We start from the raw sequence: 13,645 nt of genomic DNA, 5'->3' as shown, positions 1-13,645 counted from the left end.
AATCCCCCTTGTAGAATGAGCTACCTAAATATTTAACTATTTCAAATTATAAAACATTTCTATCTGTTATGCTACAAAAATAATCAAAATGAACTGTACTACATCTGAACTTGTCAGACTTAAACTTAAAATTCTCACTATTAGAGAATATATTGACTCTTCTTTTTATTGATTGTTAAGATTAAGTATTATATTTTCTCACATACTAGTAAGAAAAGAATGTGTGATAATAATTCAGGTGTAGGAAGGGTACATAGCCATGTTTCAATTACAAAAATATAACACTTCTGTGAAGCAAGAGCTTTTAGCGGGCATCACAACTTTTTTTACATTTGCGTATATTCTTGTCATCAATCCGAAAATATTATCTGATGCAGGTGTACCATTTGATCAAGCGTTTACGGCAACTATTATTGCGACAGTTATTGGGACGCTATGTATGGCGTTTTTAGCTAACTATCCAATTGTTATTGCTCCAGCTATGGGAATGAATGCATATTTTGCTTATTCTGTTGTTCAACAGGCAGAGGGGATTACATATGTCATTGCGTTTTCAGCAGTCTTTGTAACAGGCATTATTTTTCTTTTATTATCTTTCACTTCATTTAGGCAAAAGCTAATTATCGCAATTCCTGACAGTTTAAAACATGCAATTGCAGGTGGAATTGGACTATTTATTGCTTTTATTGGATTACGTCTATCTGGAATTATCGTGGATCATCCATCTAACTTAGTTACGATTGGTGATTTTCATTCTCCAGCCGTTATTTTAACTTTAATTGGTTTAATTTTAGCGGCAGTATTAATGGTATTACGTGTGAGTGGTGCATTATTTATTAGTATGATTGTGACAGGAATTATCGCCTTCTTTACGGGGCAACTGAAGTTTGAGGATAAAATTGTAGCGATGCCTCATTTACCAGAGGGTATTATCGTTTCAAATCCAATCAATGCTTTTTCAGATGTAATTCAGTATGGATTATATGGTGTTGTATTTTCATTTTTACTTGTACTTTTATTTGATACGACAGGTGCATTACTCGGTTTAATTAAACAAGCTGGTTTAATTACAGATAATACAGAGAAACGTTTTGGCAAAGCGTTTATTGCAGATGCGATTGGCGGAACGACAGGTTCTATCTTCGGAACAAGCCCAACAGCAGCAACGATTGAATCGTCAGCTGGTATTGCTGCAGGTGGTAAAACTGGATTAACAGGTATTGTAGTTGTTGGTCTAACGATTATAACGGCATTTTTCAGCCCTGTTATCGCGTCTTTATCAAGTGTAGCTGCTATTACAGCTCCTTCATTAATTATTGTAGGTAGTTTAATGGCACAAAGCATTCGTGATATTAATTGGAATGAATTTGAAGATGCATTACCAGCATTTTTAATTTTCGTTGGTATTCCGTTAACGTCTAGTATTGCAAATGGAATTGCAATTGGATTTTTAGTGTATCCAGTATTAAAAATTGTGAAGGGGAAAGGGATGGAAGTACATCCGTTACTATATTTATTTACAATTTTATTTGGATGTCATTTATTCTTATAGTATAGAGATAGGAGAGGGGGCTTCTTATGAGAGGCTCCTTTTTTGTGTATAATAAAGTGAAAAAAACAAATCAATTACGTAAAATATAAATTACTTAATGGAATATATATGTTACAATAAAGGCAGAGGAGGAACATGAATGGCTGTAAGTAAAATAAAAGTCGCACGTGTTCAGTTAGATTTAACACAACAACAATTAGCAGAAAAAGTAGGCGTCACAAGGCAAACAATTAGTTTAATTGAGAAGGGGAAATACAATCCATCTTTAGATTTATGTTTGAAAATTTGTTATGCAGTAGATAAAACATTGAATGATTTGTTTTGGGAGGAAAAGGAGTGATTTAATGAAAATCGTGAAAGATGAGCGCTTAATGGTTGAAGGGTTAAAGCATATTAGAATGGCGTTTATCCTGCAAAACGTTATGATATTAGGGATTGTCTTTTATCGTTACGTCGTGCAAGGAGCCGGATATGAAAGTGTCTCTCATCTATTAATGATATTTATTGGCGGAATAGTAGTTATTAACTTCTTAAATTTAAAACATTCTGTAGAGGTATATGAGCATACAGGTGGAGTATCACGTAGTTATTTCATGAAACTATTATTAATTCCAGTAGGGATTGTTATTGGACTGTTAGCTATTTGTATCATTGTAACACCGGATATTTCGATAAAGGAAATTGGTATAACAGGAGTTATTATGTTTGTTTGCTTTTTAATTCCTAGTTTGTTTATATACATATATATGAAAAAAATAAAAAGTGAAAATGAAATATAAGAAAAGCTTTCTGCATATTGCAGAAAGCTTTTCTTATATTTCTTTATACATTACTTTATGTAGTCCTATTGGATCAATCTCGAAGATTTCACCATGCTCATGGAAGCCTAATCGTTTGTAATAATCCGCTACGGTAATTCGCGCATTACACCATAGAATATTTGCTTCGCGTTCTTGGAGGACTTGTTCAGCTTTACGGATTAAGGAGCTGCCAGCATGCTGGTTTCGGAAATTAGGTAATGTTGCCATTCCTCGTAGACGATAGTGGGTACCAGCTTGTAAATCAGGATGTATTTCTTTAGAGAAAGAGGCGATACTAACAAGTTCATCATATAAAAATGCACCTAAATGAAAGGCGTCTGTTTCGTAATCTGAATCGTATTTACAATCTTCTAATGATTGATTGGGGCGCAAAACCTTTTGACGTAATAAGTATGTTTCAGATGCATCAATATGTTTCACTGTAATCATAATATCATCCTTTCTTATAAGCCTTTTTCTATAAGTTGTAAGAAGAAATATGCGGGTGCAACGAGAAGTCCTAGTATGCTAGCGGTTCCGAGAAGGAGTGAAATTAAGAGACAAAAGTACTTAATTCCATTCGATTTTTTCCATCCATAACTACAAATTTCAATGCTAATACCGATGAGAATAATGGCGACGAGTACTTCTGCTAATAATAAGAGAGCTAAAGTTGAAATAGACATAATGTGATTCATCCCCATAATATGTGATAGTAACATTTTACCATATGAAATTGAAAAAATGCCCCTCATTTATGTGAGGGGCATTTTCTATTCTAATATGTTTTTCATTGTATCAATATGTTCTTTTGAACCCGTTACAAGTAAAGTATCGCCATGCTGTAACTTCGTATCACCATGTGGTATTAATGCTTTATTACCACGGTAAATTTGAATGACAAGTACATCACCTAGAAACGGAAGGCGACGAAGTGCTAAGCCGTTATATTTATTACTTCGTAGTTCAACCTCACGCACCGTTTCATTTGCTGTTGTAATCAAGCGAACGAGACTCGGTTTATCAATAAGTGCACGTAATAAAATACGTGTAGAGTTAATAGTCGAGAATACAGCGATATGTTCTTGAGTCGCTTTTTCTTGTAGAAGGGGATCTTCTACACTTGCGATGACGTGTTCAACACCTAATTCTTTTGCGTGTTCTGCTAATAATAAGTTTTGTTCATCATCACTTGTCGCAACAACAACACGGTCTGCTTCGAAAGCTTTTTGCCCCATTAAAGATTGAATAGTAATCTCATCTAATTTTACAATAGGGAAGTCATGAGATTTCGCTTCCTCATCATTTATTTTATTTTGACGTATCATATATAGTGTTACGTTATAATCTTCACGTTTTAAATCAAGTGATAACGGAAGGGTAATTCTGCTTGCACCAATAATAGATACTTTCGGTTTTGGTGTTTCCACTTTTGGAAACATCTTTTTAAATAATATAGGTGCAAAAATACAAGTAATAACTGCACTTAAAATAAGAGATGCTGATAAACTTGGGCTAATGATGCCTAGCTTTTCACCGATTTGTGCAGCCGCAATAACTAAAGAAAGTGTTGATGTTAACAAAATAGCACTTCCGAGTACGATATTGCGTGGGTACCATTTTCGTAAGACGAGTGATGGCAACAGTTTTGAAATAAAGAGTCCCACAATTAGAATTGGGATCATTAGCATACTAGAAGGCTCGTTAAAAATAGACCATACTTCTAGATTTACACCAACCATTACGAAGAAAATAGGAATGAAGAAGCCATATCCGATGGAATCAAGTTTTTCAACCATATCTTCATTTGGTGATAATAAAGATACGAGTACACCTGCTAAAAAGGCTCCCAAAATATTTTCTGCCCCAACAGATTCAGATAATCCAACTAATATTAAGATGAGTGCAAAAACAGCTCGTGTATCAATTTGTACACTACCGGCTTTTAAGCTTTCTAGGTATGGAATATTTTTAAACCGTCTTGCGACAAAGTAAATTACAATACCAGCACCGAATAGAAGGAGTAGAAGCCACATGCTTTGGCCACTTTCGGAATTTAATCCGACGAATACAGCGAGTAAAATCATTGTAACTAAGTCTGCAATAACAGCGACTAATAAAATGATTTGCCCGATTGCGGTTTTTCCTAAGTTATTTTCTTTCAATGTTGGTACGACAACACCTAAAGAAATAGTTGAAATAATTAAAGTCATGAACATTGCATTGTCTACGAATCCTAGCCATACGAATAGTAATGATAGGGCATAAGATAAAATGAAAATAAACAAGAAGATAATGCTTGCTGCTTGGAATGTGTTCGGTTCGTTTGTCGTATTCTTTTTCCCTTTTTGTTTAAAGATCGAAAAGTCAATTTCTAAACCACTTAAAAACATTAGGAAGATAAACCCTAGTGTTGATAAGACTTGAAGCCACATATCGGGCTCAATGATGTTAAATCCACTTTTACCTACAAAGATTCCTGCGATAATTTCTGCAACAACGACAGGAAGTGCTTTTAATTTAAAGCGCTGTAACAAAAGGGGAACGAAAAACGCGATTGCGACGACAACCATAAGTGATAGAACAGAAGAATGATGTTCCATTGCGTTCTCTCCCTTCAAATAAATATAGTAACTATTTAGCCATATAATAGGAAGAAAAGCAACGGATATGGTTTCGATTTCATAAAGAAAGAGTTTTCTTAACATTTGTCATAATAAGTATATTTTGCATGATTTTGTTGTTAATTCCGTAATGTGGATGTAATAGGGGAGGGGATAAAGTGAAACTTTAATCAGTGGGGGTCTTACTGCTCGTTAATGGGGGATAAAAAAAGACTGCTGAGGAATCCCAGCAGTCTTTTCATGCAAATTACATTGAGAAGAAGATCCATACAGTAAGTCCAACTGTTGCAGTTGCAACGAAGAAACTGTATATCATTGTAAGAACTTGAATTCTTCCTTCTCCTTCTTTTAAGTGCATGAACATAATTAATTGTAATAACGCTTGCGCAACTGCCATTATGATGATAGTTGTTAATATCGTTGAAAGTGGCAGGTTTGTGTAAAGTGCCACGTATAACGCTAGAAACGTTAGTGCAAGCGATAAAATAAATCCGAAAACGTGTGACCATGGGAATCCGCTATGCCCATGCCCGTTTGCTTGGTTGTTATTTTGACCCATTTACGCCACCATCCCGTTCAAGTAAACTAGTGTGTAAATAAAGACCCAAACAAGATCAAGGAAATGCCAGTATAAGCTGATAATAAATACTTTACGAGCTGTAACTGGTGTTAAACCTCGTTTTAAAATTTGGATAATAACACAAGTTGCCCAGATGATACCACCTGTTACGTGGGCACCATGCGTTCCAAGAAGAACGAAGAATGCCGATAAGAAAGCACTTGTTTGAATCGTTGCACCTTCACCAACGTACAAAATGAATTCTTCAATTTCAAAGAATAGGAAGCCTGCACCTAAAAGTAAAGTCAGGATAAACCAAGCTAACATTCCTTTTTGATTGTGTTTACGCATTTCGTGAATTGCGATCCCACATGTAAAGCTACTTGTTAAAAGTAACAGTGTTTGAATTAAAAGTGTTTTAACTTCAAACAATTGCGCTGGTGTTGGGCCATCAGCCGTACGACCAGCAAGGACTAGATAAGAGGCGAAAAGTGTTGCGAACAGCATAATTTCAGCCCCAAGAAAAATCCAGAATCCTAGGATATTCAATCTGCTTTGCTCGGATTGATATTCCAAAGGTAAGCTTTTATCTAAAGCCGCCATGTCATTTCACCTCTCATGCTATATGTTCTGTTTCTTTAATTTCATCAACGCTTACGTAGTAGCCATCATCATAATCGAATGAACGATAGATTAAGCAACCTAAAATACCAATACCACCGATTGCTGCAATCCAGAACCAGCTAAATACTAATGCAAAACCTGCAAGACCGAAGAATAAAGACGCAATAATAGGCACACCAGAATTACTTGGCATGTGAATTGGTTTTAATTCATCTGCTGTTGGTGTAATTGTTTCTCCACGTTTTTTCATGAACCAGAAAGCATCAGCTTCTTTAATTTCAGGAAGTTTCGCGAAGTTGTAATGTTGTACAGGAGATTGAGTTGCCCATTCAAGTGTACGGCCGTCCCATGGATCTCCAGTTGTGTCACGCTCACCGTGACGTGCACTCCAAATTACGTTATAGCAAAGGATTAGGAAGCCAATAGCCATCATTACAGCACCAACAGATGCGATTTGGTTTAGCCAGCCCCATCCAAGACTTTCAGAGTAAGTGTACATACGACGAGTCATACCGTCTAAACCTAAGAAGTACATTGGGAAGAAACAGATGTTAAATCCGCTCATAAAGATCCAGAATGTCCATTTACCTAGGCGTTCATTTAACATATGACCTGTCATTTTTGGATACCAGTATGTGAATCCAGCAAGCATAGCGAATACTGTACCTGCGATTAATACGTAGTGGAAGTGAGCAATTAGGAAGTAGCTGTTATGGTATTGATAATCAGCTGCTGCCATTCCAAGCATAACCCCTGTAACTCCACCAACTACGAAGTTTGGAATAAATGCCAATGACCAAAGCATTGGAACTGTAAAACGAATACGTCCTTTATACAGTGTAAACAACCAGTTAAAGATCTTAACACCGGTTGGAATCGAAATCGCCATTGTCGAAATCGAGAAGAATGAGTTAACCGCTGGACCTGCACCCATAGTGAAGAAATGGTGAAGCCATACGACGAAACTTAGTAAAGAAATTGCAACCATCGAGTACACCATCGCACTGTAACCGAATAGACGTTTACGTGAGAATGTACTAATGATTTCAGAGAAAATACCGAATGCCGGTAAAATAACAATATATACTTCAGGGTGACCCCATACCCAGAATAGGTTGGCCCATAACATTGGCATACCGCCGCTCGCCATCGTAAAGAAGTGAGCATCGAATAGACGGTCAAATGTCATTAATGCAAGAGCAACTGTTAATACTGGGAAAGCGAAAATAATGATAATTGTTGTAATTAAGATTGACCAAGTAAACATTGGCATTCTCATTAATTTCATACCAGGTGTACGCATTTTTAAAATAGTAACAAGGAAGTTAATACCCGTCATCAGCGTACCGAGACCTGAAATCTGTAATGCAATTGCGTAGTAGTTATTTCCTACACCAGAAGTAAACTCTGTACCTGCCATTGGGAAGTAAGAAGTCCACCCAGCGTCTGGAGAACCACCGATTACGAAAGCGATGTTGAATAACATTGCTCCGACAAAGAATAACCAGAAACTTAAAGCATTTAAGAACGGATATGCAACGTCACGAGCACCAATTTGTAATGGTACTACAAGGTTCATTAATCCCATAACGAATGGCATTGCCATGAAAAGAATCATTACCGTACCATGTGTTGTAAAGATTCCGTTATAGTGTTCAGCGTTTAAATAAGTTGTTTCCGGGAATGTTAACTGGGCACGAATCATTAAACCATCCATACCACCACGGAATAACATTATAACGGCAGAGATAATATACATGGTCCCTATTTTTTTATGGTCAACAGTTGTCAACCACTCATCCCAAAGCCATCTCCATTTTTTGTACTTTGTTAGTACGAAAAGAATCGCTAATGTCACAAGAACGATAGAAGCGTCAGCTCCGTAAATAATCGGGTCACCTGTGACAAAAAATTCATCAAGCTTCACTGTGTTCACTCCAATCTGTTGGAATAATAGCTATTATTTTTTGTTTTTGTAGTAGTTGTAATCACAATATTCAAGTGATTTTGGATCTACATAACTTAAGTGGTGACTAGAGAACGTCATACGCCCCACTACACCAGGTTTAATAATTTCGTTATATTTCTTTTCTGATAATTTAGGGGCAGTTTCTTGTACTTCTTTTACCCACTTATCATATTTCTCTTTAGTTTTTGCTTCAACTTCGAATTCCATGTGAGTAAATCCTTCACCAGAGAAGTTCGAGCTACGACCTAGGTAAGAACCTGGTTTGTCAGCTTGTAAATATAAGTCCATGATCATGCCATCCATTGTATACTTCATACCACCAAGTTCTGGTACCCAGAAAGCATTCATTGGACCTACAGAAGTCAGTTTAAATTGAATTGGTACACCAGCTGGGATGTTTAAATAGTTAACGGTTTCAATTTTTTCCTCCGGGTAACTAAATAACCATTTCCAGTTTGCAGATGTAACATAAATTTCAACTGGTTTAATATGTTTGGACTCTTGCGGAACCTCTTCCGAAGCATAAGTTGCTTTAACTGTTGGAATCGATAATGCGATAACGATAATAACAGGAATAATTGTCCAAATGATTTCTAATAATGTGTTACCATGTTGATCAGGTGGCTCATAGTCCATATTCTCTGGTTTTTCACGATAACGAATCAAGATGACTGTAAACAAGATGAATACAATTGCGATAATTAATGACATAAGCAAGAATGACCAAACAATTAAATCATACTGTGCTTTTGCAACAGGTCCTTGCGGATTTAATACTGCGAGTTTTTTATCACAGCCACCGAGGAACAGAAGTAATGATAACGGAAGAAGCGAAGCCAACTTCCAAAATGCTTTCTTTAGTTGCACGATTGAAAATCTCCTTTCTCCTTGGATTGAAACTATGCCAATAAAACAATATAAACCTATTAATTTATAGATGGCAATAGTTTTTGTTATATTGTTAAAAAATAGACACAAATGCACGCTTTTTAAGGTGAATATCATTTGTAACTTGATAACATTGTAAACTATTTTCCAGATAAAAACGTGATTGTGGGAATTTTAAGATAAATAAAGTTATACCAACATACCCAATAAATAGAAAAAAATTATCTTATCATAAGGAAAAATACTGAATTTTTAATATATTCAGTTTGTTACCTAAGTTATATTTCTTTTTTGCTCAAATGTGACAACTTTCCGAAACTTTAACTCGGTATAAAATGTAACAAATGATCATAAATGGAACCCAGCAATAAAGAGCAATTCTCTGATTTGGAATGAAAGCTAAACTAACAAATGTAAGGAAATTGAGTGAGAAAGCTACGATTGGAACTATTGGATAAAGTGGTGTGCTTTATTTTAATTCTGCTTGTTCTACTTGTTGATTCATATGTCCCTCCCCCCATATTTTTTTGTATGTTTTAACTAGATTTTATTCGGTGCTTTTAATCATTAGTGGGGGTGAAAAACATACTTGGTTTATTTTGTTGTGAACTGAGTATGTAAAGGAAAAACTAACTATGACTAAATACCTTAGAATGTTTATTAACCTAGTGAAGGAAACGTTATTCTTTCACTAGGTTAATAATTTTGTTTTTTAGTAAAAAATTCTGAAAAATTATATTTTTTCTTTCTATTTAAAACAATCGGAATTTTAAAAAGGTATTTGTGAATAATAATTCACAGAATCTTTCTAGCAAACTAGTAAGAAGAAAGGTACAATGATAGGAGTTGTGCCTTTAAAATAATTGATATAATGGAGTTTGGTTTATGATGAAAAAGTTAAAATATATTTTTATTTTCGGTATTATATTTGCTGTCGTGTTCTTTTTCGAGAAAGATAAAATTATGAAAAAGGCACAAGAATTTCGGTTAGACCTTTTCTCTGAGATGAAAGAAAGTGCAATGATTACAGAGGTTCCGTTTATTAGACAGTTACCTGAATTACCTAGAGGTTGTGAAGTGACAAGTTTAACTATGCTACTACAACATAAAGGTGTACAAGTAGATAAGATGCAACTTGCTAGTGAAATTCATCGCGTTCCATTTAAACAAGATGGTTTGCATGGAAATCCGTATGAGGGATTCGTTGGAAATATTTACACGAAAGCTGAGCTGGGATACGGTGTATATAATCAACCGATTTTTAATTTAGCAGAAAAGTATGTTCCTGAAAAAGTAATTAATTTAACGGGTAGAGACGTGCAAGATCTATATAAAGTAATTAGTTCTGGTTCTCCAGTATGGGTAATTATTAATACAACGTTTAAACCATTAGCCGAAAGTAGTTTTGAAACATGGAATACGAGTTCAGGTGAAGTGAAAATTACATATTATGAGCATAGTGTTGTAGTAATTGGATATGATCAAAACTTTGTATACGTAAATGATCCTCTTGCAGACAATCCACGAAAAGCTGTTCCTCGTGCTGAATTTGAAAAGGCATGGGAGCAAATGGGGAAACAAGCAATTACTATTTTATAAAATGAAAAGTCATCTTGAGGTGGCTTTTTCTTTTTGAATATTTGTTATAGAAAATTCTGAAAATTCTTTCAGAAGTTAACGATTCACGCTATAATAACATTTAACTTGGTAAAGAAGGGGAGAAGAGAAATGGATGTCGCAAAGGAACTTGTTTTATCAAAGAATCAGTTGATTGAGTGGAGAAGGCATTTTCATAAGTATCCAGAGTTATCTTTTCAAGAGGAAAAAACATCTCAATTTGTATTCGACATACTTCGGGAAATCCCGTATTTAGAAGTCTCAAGGCCTACTAAATATAGTGTAATGGCAAGGTTAATTGGTAGGCAGCCTGGTAAAACTATCGCGGTTCGTGCTGATATGGATGCTCTTCCTATTCATGAAGAAAATAAGTTTGATTTTATTTCTATATATCCAGGTGTGATGCATGCGTGTGGTCACGATGGTCACATGGCAATATTGCTTGGTGTAGTACATAAGTTGGTAGAGGAAAGAGAGAAAGTTAAAGGAGAGATTCGCTTTTTATTTCAACATGCAGAAGAAAACTTTCCGGGCGGTGCAGAGGAAATGGTCGCAGCGGGAGTGATGACAGGTGTGGATTACATTATTGGTGCTCATCTTTGGGCGTCATTAGAGGTTGGAAAAGTAGGTGTAATTTATGGTCCTGCGATGGCGGCGCCGGACGTTTTTAAAATTACGATAGAGGGAAAAGGTGGGCATGCTGGAATTCCGCATGAAACAGTTGATAGTATCGCCATTGGTGCGCAAGTAGTTTCGCAAATTCAGCAAATTGTATCTCGCCTCACGAATCCGTTAGATTCTCTCGTAGTATCTGTTACGCAATTTCATTCTGGGACAACTCATAATGTTATCCCGGAACAAGCGGAGATTGAAGGGACAGTGAGAAGTTTAAGGCATGAATTAAGAGAAGAAACAAAGAAGAAGCTTGAAAGGATTGTAAAACATATTACAGAATCCTACGGTGCTAAGTATACATTTTCTTATGAATATGGATATCGACCAGTTGTGAACGATTATGAAGTTACAGAGCTTATTGAACATACAGCATTACAACTGTATGGAAGAGAAAGAGTTGTTCGTTTACAGCCAACGATGGCAGGAGAAGATTTTTCAGCATTTTTACAAAAGGCACCAGGGACGTTTTTTTTTATAGGGGCAGGAAATGAAGAGAAGGGAATTATATATCCGCATCATCACCCTCGTTTTACAATTGACGAAGACGCATTACCAATTGGAGTGGAAGTCTTTGTATCATCTATTATGAATTTTATAAGTAAAGGAGAATGAGATGAAAAAAATACACGTGCTAGCACTTATTCCAGTTCTTTGTTTAGTATTTGGACCAGTATTTGCAAATTCGGTCACTCCTTACGTATGGGGGATGCCATTTTTATTATTTTGGGTACTATTATCAGTGCTCATTACGTCTCTTTGTATGGGTCTTGTGTACGTATTCGATCCTGCTAATAAGGGGGACGTAAAATGACTGCATTACTTATCATTATTTTCTTCTTATTTCTAGCACTATTTTTAGGAATTCGAGCACAACGTGGGAAAGATATGAATTTAGAGCAATGGTCAGTTGGAGGAAGAGGGTTTGGAACTATTTTCGTTTTTCTCCTTATGGCAGGCGAAATTTATACGACATTCACATTTTTAGGAGGAAGTGGCTGGGCGTATAGTAAAGGAGCTCCTACTTTTTATATTTTAGGGTATGGTGCATTAGCTTATATTTTATCGTATTTCTTATTGCCTCCAATTTGGAAATATGCAAAAGAGCATAACCTCGTTTCGCAGTCCGATTTTTTTGCGAAGAAATATAGAAGTAAGACGCTTGGGATAATTGTTTCAATTATTGGTGTTATTTCTATCATCCCATATCTCGTTTTACAGCTAAAGGGGTTAGGGATCATCGTTTCGGAAGCTTCCTATGGAAGAGTGTCACCTGTTATTGCGGTATGGATTGGCGCTATTGTTATAACTATATATGTAATGGTTTCAGGTATACATGGTTCGGCTTGGACAGCTGCTTTGAAGGATATTATGATACTATTCATCGTTATGTTTTTAGGTATATATTTACCGTATCATTATTATGGAGGATTTCAGCCGATGTTCGAAGCTGTAGAAGCTGCGAAACCAGGGTTTTTATCTTTACCTGAAGAAGGAATGAGTATTTCTTGGTTTGTTTCTACTATTATATTAACGGCCCTCGGTTTCTACATGTGGCCTCATACATTTGCCTCTGCTTTCTCTGCAAAAAATGAAAAAGTATTTCGTAAAAATGCGGCAATCATGCCACTGTATTCTTTAGTTTTGCTTTTCGTATTCTTTGCAGGTTTTGCTGCTATTTTACAAGTTCCAGGGTTAAAGGGAGTGGATGTAGACCTTTCATTATTCCGTCTTGCTCTTCAAACTTTTGATCCTTGGTTTATTGGGATTATTGGTAGTGCTGGGGTATTAACGGCATTAGTTCCAGCATCTATGCTTGTTATGGCCGCTTCTACATTGTTAGCGAAAAATATTTATCGTACGATGGTCCCATCTGCTTCAGATAGACAAGTTGCTAAAGCTGCAAAATTATTTGTGCCTGTAGTAACGCTCGTAGCAGTATTGTTTACATTTAAAGGAGGAGAAACAATAGGGGCACTTCTTTTAATGGGATACAGTATAGTGACACAACTTTTCCCTGCACTTGTATGTAGTTTGTTTCCTCGGCAAATTATTACGAAGCAAGGAGCGATTGCAGGGATGGGGATTGGGCTGTTAGTTGTTGCATATATCACCTTATCTGGTTCTACTATAGCTACAATGTTTCCGGGTTTCCCGCAATATATAAAAGATTTGAATGTAGGTATAGTCGCATTGTTAATTAATATTATTGTGATGTTTATAGTTAGTGGATTCACGAAAAGTGTATCTATAAAGACAGACAATATAATAGTAGAAAAGTAACCCGCGTGTTAGAGCTATCTTCGAAAAGAGATAGCTCTTTTTTTGTATATATTTTCT

At 35.9% G+C, this 13,645-nt stretch carries 14 protein-coding genes and 1 pseudogene; 7 read left to right on the top strand and 8 right to left on the bottom strand.

The window, feature by feature from the left end:
* Positions 1 to 259 precede the first annotated feature (259 nt).
* The 3 genes from B5P42_RS16935 (at position 260) to B5P42_RS16925 (ending at position 2,331) form a co-directional block, all read left to right on the top strand.
* The gene (locus tag B5P42_RS16935; protein WP_002029772.1) at positions 260 to 1,552 is read left to right on the top strand and encodes an NCS2 family permease; all 1,293 of its coding nucleotides are present in this window, start codon (positions 260 to 262) and stop codon (positions 1,550 to 1,552) included.
* Between the two features lie 139 nt (positions 1,553 to 1,691).
* The gene (locus tag B5P42_RS16930) at positions 1,692 to 1,892 is read left to right on the top strand and encodes a helix-turn-helix transcriptional regulator (protein ID WP_000301182.1); all 201 of its coding nucleotides are present in this window, start codon (positions 1,692 to 1,694) and stop codon (positions 1,890 to 1,892) included.
* Between the two features lie 4 nt (positions 1,893 to 1,896).
* Positions 1,897 to 2,331 carry a hypothetical protein gene (locus B5P42_RS16925; protein ID WP_113734734.1) on the top strand — a complete coding sequence of 145 codons (435 nt, stop codon included), beginning with the start codon at positions 1,897 to 1,899 and terminating at the stop codon, positions 2,329 to 2,331.
* A 33-nt stretch (positions 2,332 to 2,364) separates the two neighbouring features.
* On the opposite strand, the gene B5P42_RS16920 is transcribed toward B5P42_RS16925, so the two are convergent.
* The 8 genes and pseudogenes from B5P42_RS16920 to B5P42_RS33145 all read right to left on the bottom strand — a co-directional run.
* Complete coding sequence (locus tag B5P42_RS16920) at positions 2,365 to 2,802, bottom strand: GNAT family N-acetyltransferase (RefSeq protein ID WP_002029848.1); 438 nt, start codon at positions 2,800 to 2,802, stop codon at positions 2,365 to 2,367.
* 14 nt (positions 2,803 to 2,816) lie between these two features.
* The gene (locus B5P42_RS16915) at positions 2,817 to 3,107 is read right to left on the bottom strand and encodes a DUF4022 family protein (RefSeq protein WP_002090894.1); all 291 of its coding nucleotides are present in this window, start codon (positions 3,105 to 3,107) and stop codon (positions 2,817 to 2,819) included.
* Between the two features lie 18 nt (positions 3,108 to 3,125).
* A complete protein-coding gene (locus tag B5P42_RS16910; RefSeq protein WP_033715635.1) occupies positions 3,126 to 4,955 on the bottom strand; it encodes a monovalent cation:proton antiporter family protein in 1,830 nt (609 codons plus the stop codon).
* Between the two features lie 268 nt (positions 4,956 to 5,223).
* A complete protein-coding gene (qoxD, locus tag B5P42_RS16905) occupies positions 5,224 to 5,535 on the bottom strand; it encodes a cytochrome aa3 quinol oxidase subunit IV (protein ID WP_002029843.1) in 312 nt (103 codons plus the stop codon).
* Entirely contained in the window at positions 5,536 to 6,138 is a 603-nt protein-coding gene (gene qoxC, locus B5P42_RS16900; RefSeq protein WP_002029841.1) for a cytochrome aa3 quinol oxidase subunit III, read from the bottom strand. It lies immediately after the preceding gene.
* 13 nt (positions 6,139 to 6,151) lie between these two features.
* Positions 6,152 to 8,086, bottom strand: a complete 1,935-nt coding sequence (gene qoxB, locus B5P42_RS16895) for a cytochrome aa3 quinol oxidase subunit I (protein WP_002063826.1) — start codon at positions 8,084 to 8,086, stop codon at positions 6,152 to 6,154.
* 33 nt (positions 8,087 to 8,119) lie between these two features.
* Positions 8,120 to 8,995 (bottom strand): cytochrome aa3 quinol oxidase subunit II, encoded by an 876-nt coding sequence (locus B5P42_RS16890; protein ID WP_002010605.1) that lies wholly within the window; start codon positions 8,993 to 8,995, stop codon positions 8,120 to 8,122.
* A gap of 294 nt (positions 8,996 to 9,289) precedes the next feature.
* Positions 9,290 to 9,482 (bottom strand): annotated as a pseudogene (locus B5P42_RS33145) (amino acid permease); the annotation flags it as partial.
* Between the two features lie 422 nt (positions 9,483 to 9,904).
* Between B5P42_RS33145 and B5P42_RS16880 the strand changes: the two are divergent.
* From B5P42_RS16880 to B5P42_RS16865, 4 genes are all read left to right on the top strand, one after another.
* Positions 9,905 to 10,615 carry a C39 family peptidase gene (locus B5P42_RS16880; protein ID WP_113734801.1) on the top strand — a complete coding sequence of 237 codons (711 nt, stop codon included), beginning with the start codon at positions 9,905 to 9,907 and terminating at the stop codon, positions 10,613 to 10,615.
* A 129-nt stretch (positions 10,616 to 10,744) separates the two neighbouring features.
* Positions 10,745 to 11,920 (top strand): amidohydrolase, encoded by a 1,176-nt coding sequence (locus B5P42_RS16875; protein WP_002167120.1) that lies wholly within the window; start codon positions 10,745 to 10,747, stop codon positions 11,918 to 11,920.
* Position 11,921: 1 nt separating this feature from the next.
* Positions 11,922 to 12,119 (top strand): DUF3311 domain-containing protein, encoded by a 198-nt coding sequence (locus B5P42_RS16870; protein WP_113734733.1) that lies wholly within the window; start codon positions 11,922 to 11,924, stop codon positions 12,117 to 12,119.
* Positions 12,116 to 13,588, top strand: coding sequence for a sodium:solute symporter family protein (locus B5P42_RS16865; RefSeq protein ID WP_113734732.1), 1,473 nt, complete (start codon positions 12,116 to 12,118; stop codon positions 13,586 to 13,588). The genes B5P42_RS16870 and B5P42_RS16865 overlap by 4 nt, the downstream gene beginning before the upstream one ends.
* Positions 13,589 to 13,645: the final 57 nt, after the last annotated feature.

Origin of the sequence: Bacillus sp. SRB_331 (assembly GCF_003264175.1) — a bacterium.
Taxonomy (GTDB): domain Bacteria; phylum Bacillota; class Bacilli; order Bacillales; family Bacillaceae_G; genus Bacillus_A; species Bacillus_A mycoides.
This window is presented reverse-complemented; position numbering and strand designations above follow the sequence as displayed.

Bases quoted from the DNA above. Each gene is read 5' to 3' on its own strand.
- qoxD (WP_002029843.1), bottom strand. From the start codon at position 5,535: ATGGGTCAAAATAACAACCAAGCAAACGGGCATGGGCATAGCGGATTC.
- B5P42_RS16875 (WP_002167120.1), top strand. From the start codon at position 10,745: ATGGATGTCGCAAAGGAACTTGTTTTATCAAAGAATCAGTTGATTGAG.
- B5P42_RS16930 (WP_000301182.1), top strand. From the start codon at position 1,692: ATGGCTGTAAGTAAAATAAAAGTCGCACGTGTTCAGTTAGATTTAACA.
- qoxC (WP_002029841.1), bottom strand. From the start codon at position 6,138: ATGGCGGCTTTAGATAAAAGCTTACCTTTGGAATATCAATCCGAGCAA.
- B5P42_RS16925 (WP_113734734.1), top strand. From the start codon at position 1,897: ATGAAAATCGTGAAAGATGAGCGCTTAATGGTTGAAGGGTTAAAGCAT.
- B5P42_RS16920 (WP_002029848.1), bottom strand. From the start codon at position 2,802: ATGATTACAGTGAAACATATTGATGCATCTGAAACATACTTATTACGT.
- B5P42_RS16870 (WP_113734733.1), top strand. From the start codon at position 11,922: ATGAAAAAAATACACGTGCTAGCACTTATTCCAGTTCTTTGTTTAGTA.
- B5P42_RS16915 (WP_002090894.1), bottom strand. From the start codon at position 3,107: ATGAGGGGCATTTTTTCAATTTCATATGGTAAAATGTTACTATCACAT.
- B5P42_RS16935 (WP_002029772.1), top strand. From the start codon at position 260: ATGTTTCAATTACAAAAATATAACACTTCTGTGAAGCAAGAGCTTTTA.
- B5P42_RS16880 (WP_113734801.1), top strand. From the start codon at position 9,905: ATGAAAAAGTTAAAATATATTTTTATTTTCGGTATTATATTTGCTGTC.
- B5P42_RS16910 (WP_033715635.1), bottom strand. From the start codon at position 4,955: ATGGAACATCATTCTTCTGTTCTATCACTTATGGTTGTCGTCGCAATC.
- B5P42_RS16865 (WP_113734732.1), top strand. From the start codon at position 12,116: ATGACTGCATTACTTATCATTATTTTCTTCTTATTTCTAGCACTATTT.